This window comes from Halovulum sp. GXIMD14794 (assembly GCF_054457455.1).
This window is the reverse complement of the sequence record NZ_JBTLNF010000001.1, coordinates 28150-50760: the sequence shown is the minus strand read 5'-3', so window position 1 is coordinate 50760 and position 22611 is coordinate 28150. Positions and strand designations below refer to the sequence as shown.

General features: G+C 61.3%; 21 protein-coding genes and 3 pseudogenes. 9 read left to right on the top strand and 15 right to left on the bottom strand.

Annotation, left to right across the window (positions count from 1 at the left end; genetic code table 11):
• Window positions 1-142: 142 nt before the first annotated feature.
• The 9 genes and pseudogenes from ACW9UR_RS00225 to ACW9UR_RS00185 form a co-directional block, all read right to left on the bottom strand.
• On the bottom strand, window positions 143-673 hold the full coding sequence (locus tag ACW9UR_RS00225; RefSeq protein ID WP_458914935.1) for a transposase: 531 nt from the start codon (window positions 671-673) through the stop codon (window positions 143-145).
• 72 nt (window positions 674-745) lie between these two features.
• Entirely contained in the window at window positions 746-985 is a 240-nt protein-coding gene (locus ACW9UR_RS00220; protein ID WP_458914934.1) for an IS3 family transposase, read from the bottom strand.
• Window positions 986-1018: 33 nt separating this feature from the next.
• Window positions 1019-1366 (bottom strand): annotated as a pseudogene (locus tag ACW9UR_RS00215) (DUF411 domain-containing protein); the annotation flags it as partial.
• A gap of 12 nt (window positions 1367-1378) precedes the next feature.
• A pseudogene (locus tag ACW9UR_RS00210) lies at window positions 1379-1684 on the bottom strand (cupredoxin domain-containing protein); the annotation flags it as partial.
• Between the two features lie 727 nt (window positions 1685-2411).
• Window positions 2412-2636 (bottom strand): annotated as a pseudogene (locus tag ACW9UR_RS00205) (integrase); the annotation flags it as partial.
• Window positions 2637-2913: 277 nt separating this feature from the next.
• Window positions 2914-3858: a DMT family transporter gene (locus ACW9UR_RS00200; RefSeq protein WP_458914870.1), complete on the bottom strand. Its 945-nt coding sequence runs from the start codon at window positions 3856-3858 to the stop codon at window positions 2914-2916.
• Window positions 3859-4157: 299 nt separating this feature from the next.
• Window positions 4158-4757: an SAM-dependent methyltransferase gene (locus ACW9UR_RS00195; RefSeq protein ID WP_458914868.1), complete on the bottom strand. Its 600-nt coding sequence runs from the start codon at window positions 4755-4757 to the stop codon at window positions 4158-4160.
• 107 nt (window positions 4758-4864) lie between these two features.
• Window positions 4865-5524, bottom strand: a complete 660-nt coding sequence (locus tag ACW9UR_RS00190; RefSeq protein WP_458914867.1) for an SDR family oxidoreductase — start codon at window positions 5522-5524, stop codon at window positions 4865-4867.
• A 110-nt stretch (window positions 5525-5634) separates the two neighbouring features.
• Window positions 5635-6378 (bottom strand): DUF1194 domain-containing protein, encoded by a 744-nt coding sequence (locus tag ACW9UR_RS00185; RefSeq protein WP_458914866.1) that lies wholly within the window; start codon window positions 6376-6378, stop codon window positions 5635-5637.
• A gap of 262 nt (window positions 6379-6640) precedes the next feature.
• On the opposite strand from ACW9UR_RS00185, the gene ACW9UR_RS00180 reads away from it, so the two are divergent.
• The gene (locus tag ACW9UR_RS00180; RefSeq protein ID WP_458914865.1) at window positions 6641-7084 is read left to right on the top strand and encodes a histidine phosphatase family protein; all 444 of its coding nucleotides are present in this window, start codon (window positions 6641-6643) and stop codon (window positions 7082-7084) included.
• A 56-nt stretch (window positions 7085-7140) separates the two neighbouring features.
• Here ACW9UR_RS00180 and ACW9UR_RS00175 read toward each other — a convergent pair whose 3' ends face one another.
• Both ACW9UR_RS00175 and ACW9UR_RS00170 read right to left on the bottom strand, forming a co-directional pair.
• The gene (locus ACW9UR_RS00175) at window positions 7141-7620 is read right to left on the bottom strand and encodes a CIA30 family protein (RefSeq protein WP_458914863.1); all 480 of its coding nucleotides are present in this window, start codon (window positions 7618-7620) and stop codon (window positions 7141-7143) included.
• 614 nt (window positions 7621-8234) lie between these two features.
• The gene (locus tag ACW9UR_RS00170; RefSeq protein WP_458914862.1) at window positions 8235-9095 is read right to left on the bottom strand and encodes a MurR/RpiR family transcriptional regulator; all 861 of its coding nucleotides are present in this window, start codon (window positions 9093-9095) and stop codon (window positions 8235-8237) included.
• Window positions 9096-9201: 106 nt separating this feature from the next.
• Between ACW9UR_RS00170 and ACW9UR_RS00165 the strand changes: the two genes are divergently transcribed.
• The 6 genes from ACW9UR_RS00165 to ACW9UR_RS00140 all read left to right on the top strand — a co-directional run bounded on the left by ACW9UR_RS00165 (window position 9202) and on the right by ACW9UR_RS00140 (window position 15541).
• Window positions 9202-9744: a TRAP transporter small permease gene (locus ACW9UR_RS00165; protein WP_458914860.1), complete on the top strand. Its 543-nt coding sequence runs from the start codon at window positions 9202-9204 to the stop codon at window positions 9742-9744.
• Window positions 9744-11027, top strand: a complete 1284-nt coding sequence (locus tag ACW9UR_RS00160; protein ID WP_458914859.1) for a TRAP transporter large permease — start codon at window positions 9744-9746, stop codon at window positions 11025-11027. The genes ACW9UR_RS00165 and ACW9UR_RS00160 overlap by 1 nt, the downstream gene beginning before the upstream one ends.
• A 34-nt stretch (window positions 11028-11061) precedes the next feature.
• Window positions 11062-12090, top strand: coding sequence for a TRAP transporter substrate-binding protein (locus ACW9UR_RS00155; RefSeq protein ID WP_458914858.1), 1029 nt, complete (start codon window positions 11062-11064; stop codon window positions 12088-12090).
• Between the two features lie 72 nt (window positions 12091-12162).
• Window positions 12163-13404, top strand: a complete 1242-nt coding sequence (locus ACW9UR_RS00150; protein WP_458914857.1) for a diaminopropionate ammonia-lyase — start codon at window positions 12163-12165, stop codon at window positions 13402-13404.
• Window positions 13401-14633 carry a M20 family metallo-hydrolase gene (locus ACW9UR_RS00145; RefSeq protein WP_458914855.1) on the top strand — a complete coding sequence of 411 codons (1233 nt, stop codon included), beginning with the start codon at window positions 13401-13403 and terminating at the stop codon, window positions 14631-14633. Before ACW9UR_RS00150 ends, ACW9UR_RS00145 begins: the two co-directional genes overlap by 4 nt.
• Window positions 14630-15541, top strand: a complete 912-nt coding sequence (locus ACW9UR_RS00140; RefSeq protein WP_458914854.1) for an N-carbamoyl-D-amino-acid hydrolase — start codon at window positions 14630-14632, stop codon at window positions 15539-15541. Before ACW9UR_RS00145 ends, ACW9UR_RS00140 begins: the two co-directional genes overlap by 4 nt.
• Window positions 15542-15657: 116 nt before the next feature.
• Here ACW9UR_RS00140 and ACW9UR_RS00135 read toward each other — a convergent pair whose 3' ends face one another.
• Complete coding sequence (locus tag ACW9UR_RS00135) at window positions 15658-16362, bottom strand: IS6 family transposase (RefSeq protein WP_458914853.1); 705 nt, start codon at window positions 16360-16362, stop codon at window positions 15658-15660.
• A 306-nt stretch (window positions 16363-16668) separates the two neighbouring features.
• On the opposite strand from ACW9UR_RS00135, the gene ACW9UR_RS00130 reads away from it, so the two are divergent.
• Entirely contained in the window at window positions 16669-17067 is a 399-nt protein-coding gene (locus tag ACW9UR_RS00130; protein WP_458914852.1) for a hypothetical protein, read from the top strand.
• A gap of 441 nt (window positions 17068-17508) precedes the next feature.
• Here the strand turns inward: ACW9UR_RS00130 and ACW9UR_RS00125 are convergent, their stop codons facing one another.
• From ACW9UR_RS00125 to ACW9UR_RS00115, 3 genes are read right to left on the bottom strand one after another with little or no spacing between them, the layout of a single operon-like run.
• Complete coding sequence (locus ACW9UR_RS00125) at window positions 17509-18474, bottom strand: ATP-binding protein (protein ID WP_458914851.1); 966 nt, start codon at window positions 18472-18474, stop codon at window positions 17509-17511.
• Window positions 18471-20633 (bottom strand): hypothetical protein, encoded by a 2163-nt coding sequence (locus ACW9UR_RS00120; RefSeq protein ID WP_458914850.1) that lies wholly within the window; start codon window positions 20631-20633, stop codon window positions 18471-18473. Before ACW9UR_RS00120 ends, ACW9UR_RS00125 begins: the two co-directional genes overlap by 4 nt.
• Window positions 20630-21352, bottom strand: coding sequence for a hypothetical protein (locus ACW9UR_RS00115; RefSeq protein ID WP_458914849.1), 723 nt, complete (start codon window positions 21350-21352; stop codon window positions 20630-20632). The genes ACW9UR_RS00120 and ACW9UR_RS00115 overlap by 4 nt, the downstream gene beginning before the upstream one ends.
• Window positions 21353-21914: 562 nt before the next feature.
• On the opposite strand from ACW9UR_RS00115, the gene ACW9UR_RS00110 reads away from it, so the two are divergent.
• Window positions 21915-22517, top strand: coding sequence for an exopolysaccharide biosynthesis protein (locus ACW9UR_RS00110; RefSeq protein ID WP_458914848.1), 603 nt, complete (start codon window positions 21915-21917; stop codon window positions 22515-22517).
• The last annotated feature ends 94 nt before the right edge of the window (window positions 22518-22611 follow it).

The window sequence follows — 22611 nt, the reverse complement described above, 5'->3', positions numbered from 1 at the left end:
CGCTAACGCATGGTTGGTCGCTGATCCATCGCTATGACCGCCTCTGGTACGGGCAACCTGTGGGCACGTGAGCTGTGAGACCTAGTGTTGCAGTATTTCCGCCATCGCCAGATCATAAGCTGTGCTTCTCAGCGAGTAGTGTCTAGCCCCCTGTCTCCGGGCCACTGATCAGGGGTTTCTCCAATAAGGTATCCGAGACCGGCGGACGCATATCGAGCGCTTGATGGGGTCGGGTTTGGTTGTACTGCCTGAGCAAGTGATCCATGGCGATCTTTGCCTGGTCGGTTGTCGTAAACCGCTCCGCATTGAGGACTTTCCGGCGCAGTGTGCCATTTAACCGCTCGTTGTATCCGCTCTCCCAGGGCGACCCCGGGTAGATGCGTATCGGCAAGATGCCAACGCGTAGAGGCCAGTCCTCCCTTGCTTCGGCGGCGAATTCAGGTCCGTTATCTGACCGGATGCACTCTGGGGTGCCGTGCCTCAGGATGAGTGGAAAGAGCGCTTCGAGAACGTCCTCGGCTCCTATCATGGTGCGTGCTGTCACCGCCAGCGCCTGTCGCGTGAACTCGTCCAGCACCGTGAGCATCTTGTTGCAACGGCCATTGCTGAGCTTGTCGTGCATGAAGTCGATGGCCCAGACATGGTTCGGATGTGTGGGCCTTAGGCGGACGATCGAGCTGTCCTTGTGATAGAGTCGCTTGCGCTTCTTGTGCCGCGTCGGAAGCTGTAACCCTTCCTCGCGCCATTACCGCTCGATCTTCTTATGATTGACGCTCCAGCCTTCCACGTGAAGCAGTTCGGTAATCTTGCGGTAGCCATATCGACCGTATTGCTTCGCCAGCCGGACTAGAGCCAGCCGCAGCGCATTGTCGTCTCTCGGTGAAGCTGCGCTGTGGCGTAGCCCTTCGCGACGAACGACTGCATTGAGTCGGTCAGGTACGCGAGTGAAGCGCTTGCCAGCGCACCGGCGCGTGGGCCAGAGCACCGGCAAGTCGCTTTCGCAATACGGATGACCGCCTCAGGCCTCTTCGTATCGAGAGTAGACCTCGGTTGCCCCATCTCGCCGGATGAGGTGGACGGCATAGGCCTCGCGCTCGGTCTCGGGACCCATGCCCGGAGAACCATAGGGCATACCGGGCACCGCGAGGCCTACCGCTTGGGGGCGTTCATCGAGGAGACGCTCGATGTCCTGGACCGGAACGTGCCCTTCTATCATGTAACCGTCGATCTCTCCGGTGTGGCACGACATCATCTCTGTCGGGATACCGTTCGCCAGCTTGTGCTTGGTGAGTGCGGCTCCCTGGGTGGCTTCGACCGTCACGGTGAAGCCCGCCTTCTCGACAATTTCGATCCAAGCGGTGCAACAGTTGACAATGATCGGGCCGTGCATCCCGGCATCGAAGTGACCCGGGATCAGGCAGGCGAACTGGAAGGTTCCCTCGTTATGAAAGGTCCAGGCCAGGTCTCCGCTCTCGCCCGGGGCGAGCCGAAGGGCATTGGGATCTTCATGGCGCATACCCTGCATCTCGGCCATTTCCATCATGTGCGCCTCATTGTCTTCCGCTGTGCCGAGGACGATCTCGCGCTCCAGCAGACCTACGTTCGTCACCTTCAAGTGGATGGTTTCGCCTTGTCCGACCGCAAGTTTGGCAGGTTCGAAGGACATGCCGGTATCGGTTTCCATCATCCGGATCTCTACGGTGCGCTCGGCGGCGGCGGCCTTTCCAGGAGTGCCGATCGACAGGCTGGCGTGTCCATGGTCTCCTGATCCGCCGGTTACGGGATGGGATCCCGCGACGGCGAAGGCGGCGGCGATCGCGATGGTTTTCATATGGTTTCCTGAGTTTATACGCATTCTTGGATGCGGTTGATCTGCCCGCGCAGTGAAATCTGGCGCTTGCAAAGCGCGCGGCTCGTCGCCCGGACGCGTTGGTTCAGGAAAGCCGGTTTGGGGGGCGATGCAGGCTCTCGGCACGCACTGGTGGCGGTGTCGTGGCAACCCCGGGGCCATAGTGCAGCCGACCGAGGGTGACCGGGCCGACAAGGGCGATGCCGCTGCCCACGATCCAGCCGCAAGAGTGAAGTCCGCAGTCGAGAGCGTGATGACCATGCGACGGCCCGCTCGTCGGTACCGCATCGAAGGAGCTGTCACCGTGATCGTGTGAGTGAGCAGCCTCTCCTGCCGTTTCGGGGCAGCAATCGTGCGGCGCCGAAGCGATATCCGCTGCTGCTTGCGCAAGCGCCAGCTGAGGCAGCAGCAACACGAGGCAGAGCACTCGCAAGGCGTGGGCAACGAGCTTCATCTCGCGCTCAGGATAGGCAATCGTTAGGCACAGGAGCAAGGGACCGTGTGTCACGGCCCAGTGCGGCGGTGAGCCGCTCAAAGTTCCAACCTCCGCAGCCTCAGCGCGTTTGCGATGACCGACACCGAGGACAGGGACATCGCCGCCGCGGCGATCATCGGCGATCTGCGCGATCTTCGTACGCCGCATCGAGTGCGTGCCATAGGCGCTAGGTTCGAGCCCGATCGACGACACCCAGTCCCGGACGAGACGCGCGTACTGACGCGTCGAAATATGGAGCCGGTCATGGAAGCGGCCCGGCCAGAGATACTCGAACCCGATCATCATCGGATCGACAGGCTCGAATGGCGTGCAAGTTGGCCATGGTCATGAGGTTACCTCCGATCCGCCACGATCCACCGCATCGCAAACCAGATGGTGGCGCACCAAGACACCATGAAAAGGGTTCCGGCGCAGAGAAGGTCTGGCCCGAGCCCGGTGCCGACAACTTCCCACGAGCGCGCGGAGCGGCTTCCTCCGCCGCGGCTAAGCGTGACAAAGCGAGGTACTCCTGCTGCGCCTGGTTTCACTGGAAGGTCACCGTTCAACGGCATGACGGCTCAGCTTAACCTTACCTCACCTCCGCGCGCCTACTCGCCTGGCGCAGGACGACTGCACGCAAAATCCTCCCGTCGATGGTCATGAGACCGGTCAGGATCAAGCCCATTCCCACCAGATGGTTGGCACCGATCGTCTCGCCAAAGCCTACCGAGCCGATCACCGTCGCAGACACCGGCGCGACCAAGGTGACGAGCGACAGGTTGGTCGCGCCGACCTTGGGCAGTATCGAGTACATGATCAGGAAGGCTGCGGATGTGAGGCCGAAGCCGATCACGGCGAAGGCGCTTGCAAGTTGCCAGCCGGGCACCTGCGGAACGCCCTCCGATGCCAGCGCGAGCGGGATGATCGCCAGCGCGCCTCCGGTCATCGCGCAGGCGGTAAGGACGACCGGATCGATCCGGCGGAACTTCCGCACGAGATTTAGGGCAATTCCGTAGCAGACGGGCGCCAGAGCTGCGACAATCAGGTAGGGACGCTCTGAGCTGCCTGCATCATTTCCTTGCGTGACCAGGACAGTCATTCCCAGCACGCCGAAGCCGACCCCGGCGATCTTCGTCAGATTGGCGCGTTCACCGCCGGGCCACAACTGCGAGATCAGGACCACCGCAACCGGCGTCATCGCATTGGCGATTCCGGCGGCCGAGGATGTTATCTGCTGCTGCGCAATTGGCAGCAACGCGAACGGAGCCGCGTACTGGAACACACCGAATACGAGGACGCCGCTCAGAGTGGCATCGGCGAGGTGGACGCGCCTCCGCGTGGCGATCACCCACAACCAGCATCCGATGGCCCCGAGGGCCACACGTCCCGCGGAAACCGTCAGCGGTCCATAGCGGGATAGAAGGATCTCGTTGACGCCGAACGAAGCGCCGAAGACGGCACCGAGGGCGATAAGGATGGACCAGTGTGCTAAGGTCATTTCGCGGTTCTCTCCAAGAAACTCGATCCGGTTCAAATCCGGATAGCGACCTTGCCTGTGTGGACTGTCGAGGTTGCGAAGATGTGTCCGCGTTTTAGGAAGCGCGTTTCTATTGTTTCGATATCTCGCAATAGATTGGAGCTGCTCACTCTCGGGCCGAGGTTCGCGGTCTCATTAATATCCACAGTATTGGAGTATTATTTGCGCCACGAGGAGATGACGATTACAAAAAACCAGATCTTACTATTTCCAGTATGGACTATCAACCCTCCGAACAACTTCAATAGAAATAGTGTATTCAAACGCATAGGACATAAAAGGGAACTAGCCGTGGCTCAGGCGACCGGTCTTTCCGCCACCAGATCGATCAGGGCTGACTGCCCGGAATGGCCTCGGCCCTCCTGGACTTCACGCTCATAGGCGGCCAATCGAAGCACGCGCCAATCACCGAAGGCGTCGCCAAGCAATTCGGGGGTATACATATTCTCAGGATAGGGCGGGCCGCCGGTTCCGTATCCTATCTGCTCGGGCGTATAACCGTGGAGAACCAATCTGCCGCCCGGGCGCACGGCCTCACGCAGCGTTTTAAATTGGCGAATTCTTGCCTCCGGTCCCATAAACTGAACGAAGACTGCAACGACGAGATCGAAGGACTCTGACCAATCCCAGCCTTCCCAGTCGCTGACATGGGCCTCGATCTGTACGCCAACCTTTGCAGCCAAGGCGCGCGCGCGATTGACGGCGGTTGGCGAGAGGTCGAAGCTGGTGACCGAGAGCCCCATCCCCGCGAGCCAGGTGCCGTTCCGTCCCTCGCCATCGGCGACGCAGAGACAGGTGTCCGCCCCATCTATAACCCAAGGGTTTTCGACAAGCATCTGAGCCGGCGCCTCTCCGAACAGGTAGCCGTCCTCATCGGCGTAACGAGCTTCCCACATTGCCGATTTCCTCCCAGCCTTTTCCGATGATACCGGCTACACGAGCTGTCTGACGGAACTTCTCATTTAATAGGGTACCTGCGCAGCTCTTTGACGGGCCCACTTCCTTACCAGGGGAGTTCATAGCCTTCGGCATGCCAGAAGCGGCCGCTTGTCTCGAGCGTCAGTTCGTCCAATCGATCGATTAGACCGCTTGCAGCCTCGGCCGGATCGATGCCCTGGCCGCCGGTCATGGTGGTTGCGACCAATCCAGGATGAAGCAGCGCCACGGCGATGCCTCGGGGCCGAAGTTCATGCACTAGGTTCATACCGATCTGGTTCATTGCGGCCTTGGAGGCGCGGTAACCATAGTTACCGCCCGACCCGTTATCCGCGATCGAGCCAACCCGGCTGGAAACTATTCCCACCTTTCCACCCTCGACGATACTGTTCGCAAGCGCTTCGGTCACCCGCAGCGGCCCGAGGGTATTGACCCGAAATTGCAGGACCATGTCTTCGTAATCCAGGTTGCCGAAACTGTCGCCACGCAGAATGCCGGCATTGTTGAGCAACACGTCGATCCGCTGATCCCCCAGCTCGGACTTCAACCTGGCTACCGCCTCGGCCTCGCCGACATCGATGCCCTCGATGATCCTTACTCCAAGATCGCGGAGCTCTGCGCTGGAGCTTCGGCAGACGGCGATAACGTCGTCGCCTCGCTTGGTGAGCTGCGCGCAGACCTGAAGGCCAATTCCCTTATTTGCACCCGTGACGAGATATGTCGCCATCGATCCCTCCTGCGATCAGCCCGGCCAAAAATCTCTCCAAGGCAGTTCGTTGCGAAACTTGGTCACTGCTCACGAGACCTTTCGACACCTTGGACGCGAATCTGGACAAGTTAGAAATAGCGCAGAATGACACGCGTTTCGCACGAAGGTTCACCTGGACGCGACTTTCTCGGAAGGCGCGAGGCCTGCAATCTCTCGAAGATGAGTTTGCGCCGGATTGCCTCTGCAAGATCGTCCTCACTCGTGGCTGTTACGACAAACGCTCCAATGCCACCGATGATCTGTTCCTCGTAGATCTCGGCGAGGTTCGGGAACCGAGCAGGAGTGTCACAGAAACGGCAAATAATCGGGAGCGCATTGATCGTGATGCCGGCTGAAACAACTTCGTCTCTCGCGGACGAGATCGATGGTCCGGAGTAGCTGTTGGGGCTATCTCCCGAGAAGTCGATGACCTTGCGCCAGCCTTCAAAGTCGTTCATCTCGATGAGCCTCTTCCCGTCAAGGAGGGCCGTGCCAATTGCGCTTCTGCCGTAAGCTTGCCTTGGTGGTGCGATCAATGCATCTGCAAAAGCCCGCGCGCTTTCCGGCCCGTTGATCTTGGTCCAGTCGACGACAACAGCGGTGTTGGCTGCCCACTCGACATACGTCACCGTAATGGCGCCGTAGGCTGAGCTTTGGATTGCCGAGAGCACGCGGGGATCGGTGATCGCATCAGCGTAGCCTTGGCGCTGGAATTCGATCTCGGCCTCCGTAATGGAACCGGAGGCATCTGCCAGGAGAACGAGTTCAAGCTCCACCTCTTCCGCAAAAGCTGGCATTGCCAAAAGGACGAGAAGGACGGATAGGATGCGCATGCCAAAATGGTAGCGGATCTCAACCCCAAGTGAACCGCCTGAATCGAGATTATCTTGCGGGGCTCAGCCTTGATGCGGACAAGACAAGCAGCGCGGTCTGCAATGGCTCAGGCCAACCGGTCGCGAGACGACTCGACACGGCGGAATTCCGTCATACCTCTCGCCTATGCGGCTAGTTGCACTTCTTCTTCTTTTCTTGATGCCTTCTACAGTCCAAGCGAACGCCTGGGATGCGTTCTCTGAGCCCGGCGCAATCGCGATCATGCGGCATGCGCTGGCGCCAGGTACGGGCGACCCTGCCAACCTGGAAATCGGCGATTGTTCGACACAGCGCAATCTCGATGATCGAGGCCGGGCCCAGGCTCGAGCAATCGGGGAGGCGCTGCGGCAGCAGGGGATCACCTTTGACGCCGTTCTCAGCAGTCAGTGGTGCCGGACGCGAGAGACCGCGGAACTGCTCCGTGTCGGCCCGGTTACCGAAGCGCCGTCACTGAACTCGTTTTTTCGAGATCGTTCGACCAGGGATGATCAGACAAAGGCGACCCAAGACCTGATCGCAGGGCTAGACGGTCGCTTGATGCTCGTGACCCACCAGGTAAACATCTCGGCTCTGGTCGGGCGAAGCACGCGATCCGGCGAGATTCTCGTTATCCGACAGACGGAGGGCGGTACTGAAGTCCTGGGCAGTATTCTGATCCAGCCATAGAATGCCAGTTGAAGGCGCATCGGCATGTAGACGCGCTGGCTTCAGTTCTGGCAAATCTAATAGAAGCCCAGTTCCCGCACGTCGATCTTGGCTTCATGATTTCGGCCGTAGGCGACGACCGCCACTGACTTGAGGCTATCGGCGCGTGGAACGTCGCGAAGGAGCCGGCCAGACCGTCTGAATCGCCCGAAGGGCAGGCGCAGCTCTGTCCAGGTGCCTGAAACCTCAAAGCCAGCTTGGTAGTACTGCCAAGGCAGTACGGTTCCGCTGGTTCGTAGATGCACAAAATACTGCTGGTCGTTCCCGCGCACGATGAGGCGCACACCAGTCGTTCCTTCAGGAGCGCCCTCGGGAAGGTCCATGCGCACTTGAATGAACCCGCCGTTGTTTTCGGTGCTTACGCGGCCGGTCATGCGCGCGAAGGAATGGCCATCTTCCTGAAGGAAGTTGACCTCGCCCTTGGAGACACCGCCCATTACACCATCGGTGAAGAAGCGCCACCGGGTCTCTGGCTGTACTTCGAAAGTCTCGATCATCATGTCTTCCGCAGTGGCGGCGATAGGCAACAGTAGCAAGACAAGCAGTCTTAGGAACTGATTTATCCGGCACCGCATGAGGTTCCGGCTTCCAGCTGATCGCGTCAGGTGCATATCAACTTTGCCTCTTCGCGGTTCAAAGCTGCGCGCATGGTATCAATAACGCGGCCTTTTGGAGCCTACTTTCCTGCGCACCGGAAGCTCAAACTGCGCGCGGGGCTCAAGCTGCACGCGGCCTCGAGTCAAATGCCGCGAGAAACCGGGGGACTTGCCTTCAACTTTGGGCGCGGTGCCATTCTCGGCCTATCGTGTTGGCCCAAATGGGCGGGAAAGCTAAGGGTGGGACATGCCAGCCCTTCCTGAAGGGTCAATCGCCCTTGGCGGCCGGCAGCTTCGTCCGCAACTTAGTCCTTGAGGCGATTTCAGTGAATGTCTGCGGTCAACGAAAGCGGATTTTCCCGCCCGAGATCGCGGTTTGACGAACACCGATGCCCGCCAAAACCCGCACTTCGGCCATTCAGAAGGATCACCACGACGTCCGCTTTGGTATCTACCCGGCTCGCCACTGCCTTGCCTCACTTCTCGCAAACTTTCTTTGACTTGACCAAAGAGCTCTATTCCAGCTCGTCGAGCCAATCGCGCAGGTCTTCAACGTCCTGCAAATGACGATGCCCGACCTGACCCAGCGCGCCTTCGACTTCGAGGGCAATCAGGCGGAGAATGGACAGGGCACCGACGTACGAATCCGCGAATTGCGGCGTGTCGACTACGCAGTCCAAGGTCCAGGTGGCAAATGCCGGCGCCTCCCTGATCGTTTCGTCCGCGAGCAGAAGGATCGACGTGCCACGCGCAGCAATGGCTTCTACCATCCGGTTGAATGTGGCCGGGCGTCTGCGGAGCCCGATGACGATGGCAAGGTCGTCGGTCCCCAGAGAGGTGATCCCTTCGCTCTCGGTTTGGCCCGGCATCAACAAAGGCGCCACGCCCGGCCGCATCTGGGCGACCTGCGCAGTGATGTATTGCGCCAGGAAATGGCTGTTGCGATAGCCGAGGGTCCGGATACGAGGGGCCTTGATGATCGCCTTGGCGATCTCTCTTATTACGAGCGGGTTCACCCGGGACAGGGTCGCCTCGATCACCACCGTTTCCTCCTGGATCACGCGCGAAATGCGGTCGCCTTTGGCATGCACGCCCTGCGCGGAGAACAGCGGCGAACCCGCCACCCGCATCCGACGGGCATCCCGACGTGCCTCTTCGAAATTTCCATATCCCAGACGGCGGAAGAAGCGCGTGACGGTGGCATTCGAGACGCCCGCCCGCGAGGCAACTTCGATCGCGTTGCACACCGCAAGCTCCGCCGGCGCCGCGAGCACCGCATCGGCCACCTTCCGCTCGCCGTCGGGCAACCCGGCATAGGATTCGTGGATCCGTTGAACCATCGGCTTTCGCATCTTTTCCGTTTTCGTTGTCGACATCCGAGCCCTGATCCAAATGAAAACACGATTTCTCTGTTTACAGGTTTATGAAAATTCGTTTTCAATAAGAAGGCAAGAGATTTCGCCCCCGCTGGAGATTCGCCGCATGGCAGGGCTGTCCGAACGCGCAAAAACATGGAGCCTCACCGTCAACTGGGTGGTCGAGCGGGTTTGCGTCCTTCTCCTCGTGGTTCTGGTGCTGGACGTCTGGCTGGGCGTACTGGTCCGCTACGTCATCCCCCTTCCGCTGACCTTCACCGAGGAGCTCGCGCGATACCTGATGATCTGGATGGCGCTGCTGGCGGTGTCGTCGGGGATCGCGCACCGAGAGCATATTGGGGTCGAATTCATCTTCGGACGCCTGCCGGCGCCGGTACGACGCTGGCTTGCCGTCGCCTTCGACGTGATCGCATTTCTCTTCTTCTTCGCAATCTTCTTCTACGGGATCGGCTTCGCGGCAAAAGGCTTTTCGCGCTTCACGATGATCTACGGGATGCCGAAGGGCTATCCCTTCATGGGCGTGCCGCTCGCCGCGGCCATGGCCTGCATACAGCTGGCCCTGATCGGAGTTCACGACTTCTTTGCCAAGGAGGCGCCGACATCTACGGGGGTATCCGACGCCACCATGGCCCTGAGAGAGGACGAATAATGGGCGCCTTGCTCGTCGCCATCGCGTTTTTCGGATTGATGGCCTTCGGCATGCCTGTCGGCTTTGCCATCGGCGTGGCCGGCATGGTCGGCATCCTCGAGATGGGGCCGCGATTCATGCAAATGGCACCCGACCGGATCTTCGCCGGGCTGGATCTGTTCCCGTTCCTCGCCATGCCGTTCTTCATCCTGGCCGGGGAGATCATGAATCGCTCCGGGATCACGCTGGGCCTGGTGCGGCTTGCTGATGCGCTAGTGGGCTGGATGCGCGGCGGCATGGCCCATTCCAACATGGTCGCTTCGGTCATGTTCGCGGGCATTACCGGGTCGGCAACCGCCGACGCGGCCGCCTTCGGCAATACGCTGGTGCCGGCGATGGAGAAGGCAGGCTACAAGCGTTCCTACGCTGCGGCGGTGACCGCGGCCGGGTCGATCATCGGCCCGACGATCCCGCCCTCGACTCTCGCGATCATCTACGGCTCGATCATGGGCGTGTCGATTGCAGGTCTCTTTGCCGCCGGCATCCTTCCGGGGCTGCTGATCTGCGCCATCTGCATGACCGTCATCGCTTTGCATGCAAAGAAGAAGGACCTGCCAAAGGGCGAAGGCCGCCCCAGTTTCGGCATCGTGATCAAGGCTCTGCGCGAGGGTTTCCTCGCCGCCATGCTGCCGATCTTCATACTCGGCTCGATCCTCGGCGGATTCGCGACACCGACCGAGGCCGCTGCGATCGCCGTCGCTTACGCCCTGTTCGTCGGTGGCGTGATCTACAAGGCGCTGACCTGGAAAGATCTCTACGAGATCGGCGTGCGCACAACCCGGATCACCGGGGTAATCTTTCTGATCATCGCTTCGGCCACGATCCTCGGCTGGTGGATGACATTCAACCGGATACCGCAGGCCATCGCCTCGACAATGCTGGCGGTTTCGGACAATCCGCTGATCATCATCGCGCTGATCCTGTTGCTGCTGCTGCTGATCGGCCTGGTAATGGACATCAACGCGACGCTGATCATCCTTGCTCCCGTGTTGGCGCCCCTGACCGTCCAGATCGGGATGGATCCGGTGCACGCCGGTATAATGATCATCCTCGCTCTCAATATCTCGCTGATGACGCCACCTGTCGGCGCCTGTCTATTCGTGCTCGCCTCCGTCACCGGCGAAAAGGTCGAGTCCATCACCCGCGAACTATGGCCCTTCATCCTCGCCGAGGTCGGCATACTCCTGGTCATCGCGTTCTGGTCCGATCTCACCCTCTTCGTCCCGAGAATGCTGGGGCTCTGACCCGGCACAATGTCCAACAGAAAGGACCCTGAAAATGAGCTTCACGAAAACCACCGCAACCGCGTTCGTCGCGATCTGCCTCGCCGCGCAGACCTTTGCCGCGGACACGACGATCCGTCTCGCCCACCTGAACCCCGACGATCCGTTCGCCAGCCACTCCGGCGCCATGGCGGCAGTTTTCAAATCGCTGGTCGAATCGAACTCGAACGGCCGCATCGAGGTCGAGCTGTTTGCCAACGGCCAGCTCGGGAAGGACAACGAGGTGATCGAGCAGGTCCGCTCAGGCCTTGTAGAATCCACCATTTCCTCGGCCGGCGGCATGGCCCAGCACTACCCTCTGGTCGGCGTGTTCGATATCCCCTTCGCGTTCCCCAACATCGGCGTCGCGTCCGAGGTGATCGACATGGACAGCGAGTTCGGCCAGAAATTCTCGTCCGATCTTGAAGCCAAAACCGGCCTCAAGGTCCTAGGCCTGCTCGACTCGGGCGGCTTCTTCGCTTTCACCTCCTCCAAGGGTCCGATTACATCGGTTGCCGATATGGACGGTCAGCGCATCCGCACCATGACCTTGCCAACGCACGAGACGATTATTTCGTCGCTGGGCGGTCAGCCCACCGCGCTGCCCTGGGCCGAAGTCTACACCGCCCTGCAGACCGGCGTCGCCGATGGCCAGATGAACCCGGTGCCCATAATCGCGTTCGCCAAGTTCGATGAAGTCCAGAAGTACCTCTCCATCACCAACCACCTGATCACGCCCTACATCTGGACGATGAACGCCGACTTCCTCGCCAGCCTGAGCGAAGAGGACCAGTACCTGATCGCGTGGGCTTCCGAGGTCGCCACCGACGCGGGCCGCTCCATGAGCCGCGTGATCGAAGCCTCTGAGAAGGGCCTGCCGACACTGTCCGCCAAAATGGACGTGAACGTCGTCACGCCCGATGAGCAGGCGAAATTCGCCGAAGCCGCGCAGCCCGCAGTGCGCAAGCTGATCGAGGCAGAGTACGGTGCAGAAGGCATTGACATGCTCGACTCCATGATGGCTTCGATCGAAGCCGCGAAGTAAGTCTTCGCCTCTGACCCGAGCGGCGCAGTCCGCTCGGGTCCCACTTGCCCCACGCACGCCCTTCGAGGACCGATGAACACCTGTATCTCCCGCTTCGAGGGCACCCCCGAAGCCTTCAAGCTCTGTCTGAATCCGCACGCATCCAAGTCCAACCCGTGGACCGCCGCACAGGACGCCATCCTGAGCGATGCCGGTCTCGACGCCGCTCGCGACACCATCTCCAACTGGCCTGGATACGCGCCGACACCGCTGGTTGACCTGCCCGCCCTGGCGCAGGAGATCGGCGTGGGCGCCATCCACTTCAAGGATGAGGGCAGGCGCTTTGGGCTGGGCAGCTTCAAGGCGCTTGGCGGGGCCTACGCGGTCGCGCGGCTCTTGCAGACAAAGGTTTCCGCGAAACTCGGCCGCGAGGTGTCTATGGATGAGATCACTGGCCGAGCCCATGACGGGATCGTGGCAGAAATCACCGTCTGCTGCGCGACCGACGGCAACCACGGCCGTTCCGTGGCCTGGGGTGCGCAGACCTTCGGATGCAATTGTGTGATCTTCATCCACGCCACAGTTTCCGAAGGGCGCAAGGCCGCCATCGAGGCCTATGGCGCCGAGGTCCGGCGCTGCAAGGGCAACTACGACGACTCGGTGCGCGAGGCGCAAGAAACCGCGACCCGCGAGGGCTGGTTCGTCGTCTCAGACACTTCCTATCCTGGCTACATGGAAGTCCCGAAGGACGTCATGCAAGGTTATGAACTCATGGCGGCCGAGGCCATCGGCGCGCTGAGTAAGGCGCCCACACACATCTTTCTTCAGACCGGCGTGGGCGGCATGGCTGCCGCGGTCACGGCCCATGTGGTGCGCAAGTTCGGAGCTGACCGCCCGACGATCGTTCTGTGCGACCCGGACAAGTCGGCCTGTGTTCTTGCCTCCATCCAGGCTGGAACACCGACCGCCGTCGAAGGTGACCTTGATACGCTCATGGCAGGCCTTGCCTGCGGCGAAGTCTCCGCGTTGGCGTGGGAAATCCTCCGCGACCATGGCGATGCAGCCATCGCCGTGACCGACGACTTCGCCATAACGGCGATGAAATGGCTCGCTTATCCCAAGGGTGGCGACGCGCCGATCGTGGCGGGCGAATCCGCCGTAGCAGGTCTCGCGGGCCTCGCCGTGGCGATGAAAGACCCCGAGGCGCGCGCCATACTGAGTCTCGACGCGAACGCGTCGGTCCTGCTGTTTGGAACCGAAGGAGACACCGATCCGGCGCTTTTCGCCGAGCTTGTCGGCGCCACGGGCGACGAGATCCGGGGGCAAGGGGCATGACGCTTGACATCTCTCTTCCCCGGCTCATGGGCAGCGTCCGGGACCTCGGCCAGATTGGCGCACTGGAGGGCGGCGGCGTCTGCCGCCTTGCGCTCACCGACGCCGACAAGGCCGGCCGCGACTGGCTCGTCGAGCGGATGACCGATCTCGGCCTTACCGTCCATGTCGATGCCATCGGCAACATCTGGGGCGTCCGGGCCGGCAACGAAGATGTGCCGCCCGTCATGATCGGCTCTCACATCGACTCTGTCGCGACCGGCGGGCTGTATGACGGGGCGCTCGGCGTGCTGGCCGGGCTCGAAGTCGTGGCCGCCCTGAACGAGGCCGGTCGCCCGACCCGGCACCCAGTTGCCGTCGCCGCCTTCACCAACGAGGAAGGCGCGCGGTTTGCGCCCGACATGATGGGATCGGGCGTCCACCAGGGCGCGCTCGATCTGGACGAGATGTTGGCGACACACGCGACTGGCGGCACCGCAGTGGTCGGCGAGGAACTGGCTCGGATCGGCTATGCGGGTACGGATGCTCCGATAACCCCTGCCGCCTATCTCGAGATGCATATTGAGCAGGGACCGGTGCTAGAAGCCGAGGACATCCAGATCGGTGCGGTGACCGGCGTGCAGGGCATATACTGGACGGAATTCACCGTACGCGGTCAGACGAACCACGCGGGCACGACCCCCATGGCGATGCGGCGCGACGCCGGACAGGTCGCCTTCTCGATCGCCAAGGCGGCGGACCGTATCGCGCGCGATATCGGCGCATCGCAGGTGGCCACGGTGGGCGCTTTCGAAGTGTCGCCGGGCCTCGTGAACGTCGTGCCGGACTTCGCCCGGTTCACGGTGGACATGCGCAACATCGACGGCGACGTGCTGGATTCGGCAACGGAAAACCTCATGCGCACCGCCTTCCGGGAGGCCGAGGCGGCGGGCTGCACGATCGAGACACGGCCGCTGGCGCGGTTTGCCCCGGTTGCCTTCGACGACAGCCTAGTCGGACAGGTCGAGGCGGCAGCGCGATCGCGCCAACTGTCGGTCAAGAAGATGCCCTCCGGCGCCGGTCACGACGCGCAGATGTTCGCTCCCAATTGCCCGACCGCCATGATCTTTATCCCTTCGGCCAAGGGGCTGAGCCACAACATAAACGAACACAGCGAAGAGACCGATATCGCCGCGGGTGCACAGGTCCTCCTCGATGTCGTCTGCGACCTGGCAGGAGAAGTTGCACAATGAGCCGGAAATTCGTCGTCGCGGGCGCACAGATGGGGCCCATCGCAAAGAACGAGCCGAGAACCTCGGCCGTGAAGCGCATGTGCGCCCTGATGCGGACGGCCCATGCCCGCGGAGCGCGCCTCGTCGTGTTCCCGGAACTGGCGCTGACCACCTTCTTCCCTCGTTGGTACCTGACTGAGCCCGCCGAGATCGACCGCTGGTTCGAGACGGCGATGCCCAACGACGACGTCGCGCCGCTCTTCGCGCTGGGGCGGGAACTGGGGATTGGGTTTCACCTGGGCTACGCCGAGCTGACTGAGGACGGCCACCACTACAACACAGCGATCCTCGTCTCGGAAACGGGCGAGATCGTCGGCAAGTACCGCAAGATTCACCTGCCCGGACACAGGGAATACGAAGACTGGCGGCCATTCCAACACCTCGAGAAATACTACTTCGAGAAAGGCGACCTGGGCTTCGGTGTGTTCGACGCCTTCGACGGCAAGACGGGCATGTGCATCTGCAACGATCGCCGCTGGCCGGAAACCTGGCGGGTTCTCGGGCTGAAAGGCGCCGAACTGGTAGTTCTGGGCTACAACACCCCCAGTCATTACGCCCCGGCGCCGGAACACGACCACCTGCAGTATTTCCACAACGAACTCTCGATCCAGGCGGGCTGCTACCAGAACGGCCTCTGGGCGGTGGCGGTGGCAAAGGCCGGCGTCGAAGAGGGCTGCGACCTGATCGGCGGAACCGTGATCGTCGCACCAACAGGCGAGGTACTGGCGCGGGCGGGCACGGTCGGCGACGAGGTGATCTGCGCCGAGATCGACCTCGACCGCTGCGCAGAGATCCGCGCGAACGTCTTCAACTTCACCCTGCACCGAGAACCATCAGACTACGCGCTGATCACCTCGCTCACGGATTGAAGAGTTGGACGGCAGCCACGGGCCAGAAATTGCGCTTGCGCGTGAGCTGAAACCATTTCCGTCGGTGCTGTCAGACCAATTCGAACTCGGCTCAGTTAGCCGCCGCTAACATGAACTTACCCGGAACAGAGCGCCCGCCACTCGATGAGAGCGGCGGTACGCTGGACCTTGAAATTGTCCCGACTAGTAAGGCTGCGTTCCTGGTTGAAATGATTGGAGACGGAGGCGTGCACCGCGACGAACATCTGTAGGCTCCGTATCCGCCGGAAGCGTTGCATGGCGCGTTCTCGTCGTCGAAATGGCAGGTGCGAATTCTCTGCCCTGTTGTTTTCCCACCGACCAGATTCTTGCCTGTCAGCGGAACCGATCTCCTTCAAAGCGGAGCCGTAGGACCGAAGCCTGTCGGTCACGATAACCTCAGGGCGGCCATGCTTGCGCATCGCTTTCTTCAGGAATTTGAGCGCCGCTTTCTTGTCACGCGTCTTGGTGACGAAGCTTTCCAGCACTTCGCCTTCGTGATCGACGGCCCGCCAGAGATAGTGCCGCTCGCCGTTGATCTTCACGAACATCTCGTCGAGGTGCCACCGCCACCTGCTCGACTTCATGCCCTCGATGCGCCGTTTCCGGATTTCAGCTGCGAACATCGGCCCAAACCGACGCCACCAATATCGGACTGTCCCGTGGCTCACGTCGATCCCGCGCTCATGGAGCAGATCTTCGACGTTCCTGAGCGACAAGGGGAACCGCACGTAGAGCATCACCGCCAGTCGGATGATCTCGGGGCTGGTCTTGAAGTATTTGAACAGGCAGCGTTTCGTCAACCCAGGACGCTACTCAGCCCCCTGCGCCGTCGCAAGCCGACTTGCTCTGACACTGCCGGTCTGGGGGCTCACAGGGGCCGGCTCGTAGGGGCATGGGCGCTTCGTATCCGCCATCGAATCTAGAGATACCGAGGTGCGGCTCCGCCCCGGGCGGTCGGACCAGCTTTGGTCGCGATTCGCTTGCCACGAATATGCACATCCGTGGACCCAGGTGACTTCATCCCTCGCCATATGGCCGAACTGGCTCCGCGAAAAACGATAGCCAGGACGCCTTCTCGGCGCCCCCGCAGCTCCAAAGAGCATCCCTTGGCCGGTCTGCTGGTCGACAAGGCGGGCGTCGACCGCATGGCGGAGCCCACCTGGACGTTTCCCGCCGAGATCCTGGATACCGCGTCGGTCTTTGGCAGAAAGGTCGGACTGAAAGACCACGGGCGCTTCATCAAGCTCGTGACGGCCGGGCATACGCCTGCCACGAGGCTGAAACATCCGCGAACCGGCGTGACGCAGTACTTCATGACGGAACGCGATATCGAGGCCTTTCACGCGCGCTTCGTGACCTTGTCGACACTGTCCCGAGAAACGAACAAGCGCCCGCGCATACTCCTGGTGACCTTGAGGCGTGCCGGAATTGCCCCCTTCGCGCCGGAGGGCCAGGACTACGGCTACTTGTTCCTGCGTTCGGAAGTCGAACCCGCCCTCCTCTGATATGCCGGGGCAATGCGTCATGGCCGACGCAACCGGACACTAGGTCCAGTTATCCCATGTGTGCACTCGCGGTAGGCTAGCGATGCTTTTCGCTCGGCAGATCCACGATTCTCATGAAGATGGCACTTGACAGGTCATGCGCACGCTTGTGCTTTCTTTTGCGCACTCATCTGCTTTTTCTGACTGCCAGTCAAAGAAAGGAGAAGAGTGCGCAAACTGCGCCTTCAGATGATTCGGCGTGTAAATTATCCATTTAAAATCAATGGCCTATACGACACCCATTCCTCTTGAAAGGGAAAGCGTGCGCGGGAAACCAATAACAGACGCAATCCAGAATATTACTTACGCGCACTTTTCGGAGGCCGCCCCTGTGGACTATGCACAGGCAACAAAAAAGCCCGCGCAATGCGCGGGCCTTCAAAGACCGGTTTCTTGTGAGCGTCAGCTGGCGATCGATGCCTGGAACGGGGCGTCTCGCCTGAACATCGTTTCGTAGCGATCGTGCGTGAAGGGCGTCGCGACCCTGTTCATGTTCGTCTTTTCAACCCAGACCTCCACGAAGTGCTCGACGCCCAGTTCAGAAGCGCCGCGTGCCAACGCCATCTGGACCGCCTTTGAGGTCAGCTCGATCACAAGCCCCCAGCGATATGCTCCCGCAGTCACGAGCCGCCTGTAGAAATCTTCATCGATGATTTCCTCGGAAACGGTGACGCCTCCCTTGAGCGCGTAGTTCCCGACAATCTCGTGAACCACGGAGATCTCCTCCTTCAGGTCCACCTCCGCAAATCGCACCTGGGTGACAAGCCGGAAGAGCTGCGGCTCCTCCTTGATGTATCCGGCCAGTTCGGGAACTCCGGACAGGATCAACATCAGCGGCCAGTCGTGGGATTTCATCAGGGATTTGAACGAGTCCAGGGTCGCGAGCCGGTCGTTCTCCGATTTCCCCCGCAGTATGTGCTGGGCCTCGTCATAGTGGATCCCGACTACGCCCTGGGCTTTTGCCTGGAGGACCACCCTTTCCCAGATTTCCGTCTGGGTCGCCCGGGACTTGCCGGAAATCGGATAGCCGAGCGCATGCAGGGTCTTCTTGCCAAGGTCCTTCCAGCCGCCTTTCGAATCCAGGGTACAGCATACGAAGCGTGCCGGGAGGCCATTAGGCAACACAGCCCCGCTGCGATTGAACTCCTCGAGCAGATACGTGATCTCGCGGGTCTTGCCGGATCCGGACTCGCCGGTGACGAGGATGCTCTCGGTCTCGAAGCGCCCCGCGCCTTGCAAGCCGCCAAGGTGACGGCTGAACGTGCGGGCGAAGACCTCCCGCAGTTCTTCGGAGCGGCGGAGCGGAAAGCGGGCGTTCACGAGCTGCTGCCGTGCGTGTGCGATTTCGGGGACAATGAACGGGTTCACAGTTTCGACTCCGTGATGGGGGTGAACTTCATCTTGGGTTTCGAGGGTTCTTCGCCGCCGGCGTCATTCCGCGGCTGGCTTTCGGTTTCCGCGGCCGCGACACGGTGGACTGCGGGGGTGTCCCTGCGATCCATGATCCCGCCAGGCGACACGGTCGGTCCGGTCGAACGGTGCGGGGCCAGCTCAACCTGTGCCAATGCATTGGCTCTCTTTCTCAAGGTCTCGAGGGACTGGTAGCTCGGGGGCAGCTTGTCGAAGAACCCGGATTCCCGTGCACGGCGGGCGCGCGCGCTATTGAGGATCTCGGCATCGATCACCCGCAAAGTCGGATCGCCTTTGACAGTGTCTTCCATCTCTTCGAGCACATCCTCAAGCGTGCAGTCATTGAAGTGGGTCATGGTGAGGCTGGCCGTGATGATCTCCTGCTGCCCTTCTGCGGTAATGCTCACCTTTCGCAGATCGTCCGGATCGAGGTGCACCGTCACCCGCTTGGAGCGGCCGGCCGCGAAGTGCTGAAGCTGGGTGGAGTTGAAGGGAAGATTGAACGCTTTGACGCCTTCAGAGGTGGTGCTCGCTTCGACCTTGTGACCGAGATGCAGGCGCAGATCCTGTGGGGAGGGCGGATCGATGAGACCCCGTTCCCGTAGTACCTGTTCGAGTTTGTCATTTGGCGTTGCGCCATACATGCCGGTCCCGCGATGCGGTATCCGCGGATACTCGTCGACGAAGTACCTCGTGAGCATCCCGTAAAGTTCGTCGTGGAGCAGCTTTGCCTCTTTCTCGGCTTCGTATGCCGGCAATTCGCCCGGGCGGCTCCCGGCGTACCCGGGGAGGAAGTTCAGGAGCTGCCCCTGGATGGTGGCGAAGAGGCGCTCGATATACGGTTTGTCTGTTGCGTGATATGTTCGCCCAGCTGTGAGCATCGTCCCGAGCCCAAGCTGACCGCCGTATACTGCCGCGTTTCGCGTAGCCGATCCGTTATCTGCCAGGAACTGCCGGATACCGACCGCCGGCGCGGGGTCGCCCTTGCAACCGTACCTCACCTTCTCTCGCGTCTTGTCCCGCGACGCCATGCGGTTCATGGCTTGAGCGTGATCCGCATCAGCGGTCTCCGAGAGGATCCATGCCAACGGAAGCCGGGTCGCGACATCGATCATGCAATGCAGCCAGAGGCGCCGGATCTCACCATCCTTCAGCTCCTCGCCGACTTCGTCAGGGTCGATGCGCCGGATCTTGAGCGCGTCAGTGCCGTCGGTGAAAATGGAGAGATAGACCTGATCGACTTCCACGCGTTCGCCGTACATCAGCGCGCGAATGCTCGTCGCTCCTGCGCCGTGCATGTTCGGGCCCTGGCGGAGGCCATTGCGTCCGATGTCCTGGACAACCTTCGACATATCGTTCACGCGGCGCCTCACGGTGACAAGTGACGGATACCGGAAGCCGGCGGCAACCGCCTCCTCAGGAGGGTCGAACTGGGCCTTGGCCAACTCGTAGAGCGGGGCGATCTTGGGTTTTCTTGCATCAAGCCACTTCTCCTCGACGAAGCCGATGAATTCCTCTTGGTGCTTGTCGAGCTTGCTCCGGTGCGCGCCTTGGGGGCCCTTGAGGTGGTCGCGATGGATGAGCGCGATGGGGTTCCGGTCATGCTCCCGGAAGAGCCGAAGATATTTCATCAAGGTCCGCCCTTTCGGTATCGGAAAGGAGTTGCGGGCACTGCCGCCACGAGCGGGTTGGAAAAGCCCCGGATCCCTCGCGATATCGCCGGCCAGCTTTCGCAGTTCGGCTCGAACCGACCGTTCGTCGAGTTTGTGGTGCGTGAGCTTCAAGCCACCTCGCTCCAGCAGTTCCATCGCGCGGACCAGCGCCAGTCTGGCTCTGGCATCGCGCCTTTTTTCTTCCGGGAGTTGGTCGAGGGTCTCGTAGTTGCCAATGTAGGCGCGAAGCGCCTTCTGCTTGGCAGTCTTCCTTGGTTTCAGAACCTCGCAATCCCGCGCCGCGATCGCGTCCTCGACCTCCTTAAATGTCAGTTTGGTGCATTCGCTGCCATTCAGCTCCTCGACGAAGAACCCATTTGAATCCGTGCCAGCGACTTTCCAGTGCCGGTCATGCAGTACGAGCCGGGATCCCCGTGGGATGTCGTAGATCCGCGCCAGGGTCATGCGGGGATCCACACGCGGGAATGGTCGCTGATGACCGCATGCCAGTTCGCACCCAGCACACGGCGCGAAATCAGTCGCATCGCCGACTGCCAGGCCGCCGCAGGCGAAAGATCACATTTACTGACGAGATCCTTGAGGAACCAGAAGGCGGCGTTCCGCGCGACGGCTTCCACATGGGCATCGGCGACGGGATCCGACTTGCCGTGCAGGTACCAGAACCGCCTGAGATTATCCCTGTAGGCCTGCGTGTAGTCGTCCGCGTTCACCACGATTGCGTCGTCGGCGAAGGACGGCGGGATCTGCCGGAAGATGGCTTCGATTTCGTCCTGAGTTTCCCGCTTCGCGAGGCTGCGCCCATTCCGCACGAAAACCGCACGGCGATGGCCATCGCTGAACGTCAGGCGCAGATCGAAGCAATGCGTCCGACGCTTGCCGTTCGGGGCCAGGTAGCTGATGGGCGCCAACTGCACCTCGAGGTCATGGAGTTCCGGGCTGAGCAAAGCCTCGAGCGCTACCGCGTACTCGGCCTCTCCTTCGAAGTGGTAGACTTTCCGACGTCCGTTCGTCGCTGGCGTGACGAACGTTTCGGAAATCTTGTGGGACGTCGCGCTCCGCCCGAGCGGATTGCGTGCGCCGTCGAACGGCAGGACGCCGTGGATCGGGGGGACGACCATCGGCGGATATTTCGGGGTCCTGGGCGTCTTCGCACCCTTGCCCATGATTTTCGTCATTTCTGCTCCGTTCCCGGTATTTGATGTCCCGGGGTATTCTTGTTTTGGCCTTTTAGGATCGGTCCCTGCCGTGCTCGCCATGGCTATGTGCGGCCAGCCTGCGCGGGTACGGGTGATCCTCAATCTTGCGCGGATCGCACGCTCTCCGGCGCACTTTGTCCTCTCTCTCTGCTCCTGCGTCGCTCCTTCGCCTGAGGTTCAGTCCGGCCATGGTCTGGGATGACCATGAAAATCGGCGAAGAAAAAATGTCCCGCTTGATGAATTTTTTCCGATGTCGGAGTCAAGATATTGATATCATGCGAAAAAAGTAGAATTTTTCAGCCTTCTCGCGGCGACGAAAGCGCCGCTGCTGGTCGGAATCCCCGTACAGCACGGCGCGTAGGCTCGCGAAAAACGAAAGCCGCCGGGCTTTCTCTGCGGTCCCCGCCGCAGCGATGCAGCCGCGCACCGCGTAGCACTCGAAAGCCCTCGCGAGGGGCACTCCTCTAACGGCTCCCGCCATGGAACTGAGGCGTGCCTATGGAGTTGGGCCGTCGTGGAGGGTCCGAGATGAAGATGGAAGACGGCGCACTTACCGATGTGGTCGAAGAGCTCGAGGACGCTGCCAAGGGCGGCGACACGGTCGAGGTCGGCCACCTGATCGACGCGCTCGATCAGCGCGGGTATGGACCTGCTCTCGCGGTGCTGCCGCTGGTCGAGCTTACGCCGGTCGGGGGGATCCCGGGCTTTCCCACCCTCCTTGCGCTGACCCTCGCGATCATCACCGTGCGGCTGCTGCTGGGATACGAGCATTTCTGGGCGCCGGGATGGCTACGTCGCCGGGAGCTCAAGTCAGAGCGGGTCTTGAAGTCCGTAGAGTGGCTGACGCCGGTCTCTCAGCGGATCGATGCGCAACTTCATGAGCGGCTATCGTGGTTCGCGGGACCCGGCGCGCGACGCGCAGCCTGTCTCGTGATCCTCGGCTTGCTTCTGACCGTTCCGCCGCTCGAGCTTGTTCCGTTCGCGACCTCGGGCCCGATGATCGTCATCGCGATCTTCGGTCTCGCGCTTCTCTACCGCGACGGGCTCTTGATGCTCGTTGGTTTTGTCGGCGCGGCAATTGCAGTAGCCGGAGGGATCTGGGGGCTCATTGGAACCGGTGGCGGCTCGTAGGGGCCGCTGCGCGGTCCACGCCCCATGGAAGCACCGAGCTACGGCCCCGCCCCGGGGCGGCTGAACCATCGTTGGCGGCGATTCGCTTGCCGCG

Excerpts from the sequence above, each read along its gene's own strand:
- ACW9UR_RS00195 (WP_458914868.1), bottom strand. The coding sequence starts at position 4,757 with ATGTGGGAAGCTCGTTACGCCGATGAGGACGGCTACCTGTTCGGAGAG.
- ACW9UR_RS00190 (WP_458914867.1), bottom strand. The coding sequence starts at position 5,524 with ATGGCGACATATCTCGTCACGGGTGCAAATAAGGGAATTGGCCTTCAG.
- ACW9UR_RS00185 (WP_458914866.1), bottom strand. The coding sequence starts at position 6,378 with ATGCGCATCCTATCCGTCCTTCTCGTCCTTTTGGCAATGCCAGCTTTT.
- ACW9UR_RS00180 (WP_458914865.1), top strand. The coding sequence starts at position 6,641 with ATGCGGCATGCGCTGGCGCCAGGTACGGGCGACCCTGCCAACCTGGAA.
- ACW9UR_RS00175 (WP_458914863.1), bottom strand. The coding sequence starts at position 7,620 with ATGATCGAGACTTTCGAAGTACAGCCAGAGACCCGGTGGCGCTTCTTC.
- ACW9UR_RS00170 (WP_458914862.1), bottom strand. The coding sequence starts at position 9,095 with ATGTCGACAACGAAAACGGAAAAGATGCGAAAGCCGATGGTTCAACGG.
- ACW9UR_RS00165 (WP_458914860.1), top strand. The coding sequence starts at position 9,202 with ATGGCAGGGCTGTCCGAACGCGCAAAAACATGGAGCCTCACCGTCAAC.
- ACW9UR_RS00160 (WP_458914859.1), top strand. The coding sequence starts at position 9,744 with ATGGGCGCCTTGCTCGTCGCCATCGCGTTTTTCGGATTGATGGCCTTC.
- ACW9UR_RS00155 (WP_458914858.1), top strand. The coding sequence starts at position 11,062 with ATGAGCTTCACGAAAACCACCGCAACCGCGTTCGTCGCGATCTGCCTC.
- ACW9UR_RS00150 (WP_458914857.1), top strand. The coding sequence starts at position 12,163 with ATGAACACCTGTATCTCCCGCTTCGAGGGCACCCCCGAAGCCTTCAAG.
- ACW9UR_RS00145 (WP_458914855.1), top strand. The coding sequence starts at position 13,401 with ATGACGCTTGACATCTCTCTTCCCCGGCTCATGGGCAGCGTCCGGGAC.
- ACW9UR_RS00140 (WP_458914854.1), top strand. The coding sequence starts at position 14,630 with ATGAGCCGGAAATTCGTCGTCGCGGGCGCACAGATGGGGCCCATCGCA.
- ACW9UR_RS00120 (WP_458914850.1), bottom strand. The coding sequence starts at position 20,633 with ATGACCCTGGCGCGGATCTACGACATCCCACGGGGATCCCGGCTCGTA.
- ACW9UR_RS00115 (WP_458914849.1), bottom strand. The coding sequence starts at position 21,352 with ATGGGCAAGGGTGCGAAGACGCCCAGGACCCCGAAATATCCGCCGATG.
- ACW9UR_RS00110 (WP_458914848.1), top strand. The coding sequence starts at position 21,915 with ATGAAGATGGAAGACGGCGCACTTACCGATGTGGTCGAAGAGCTCGAG.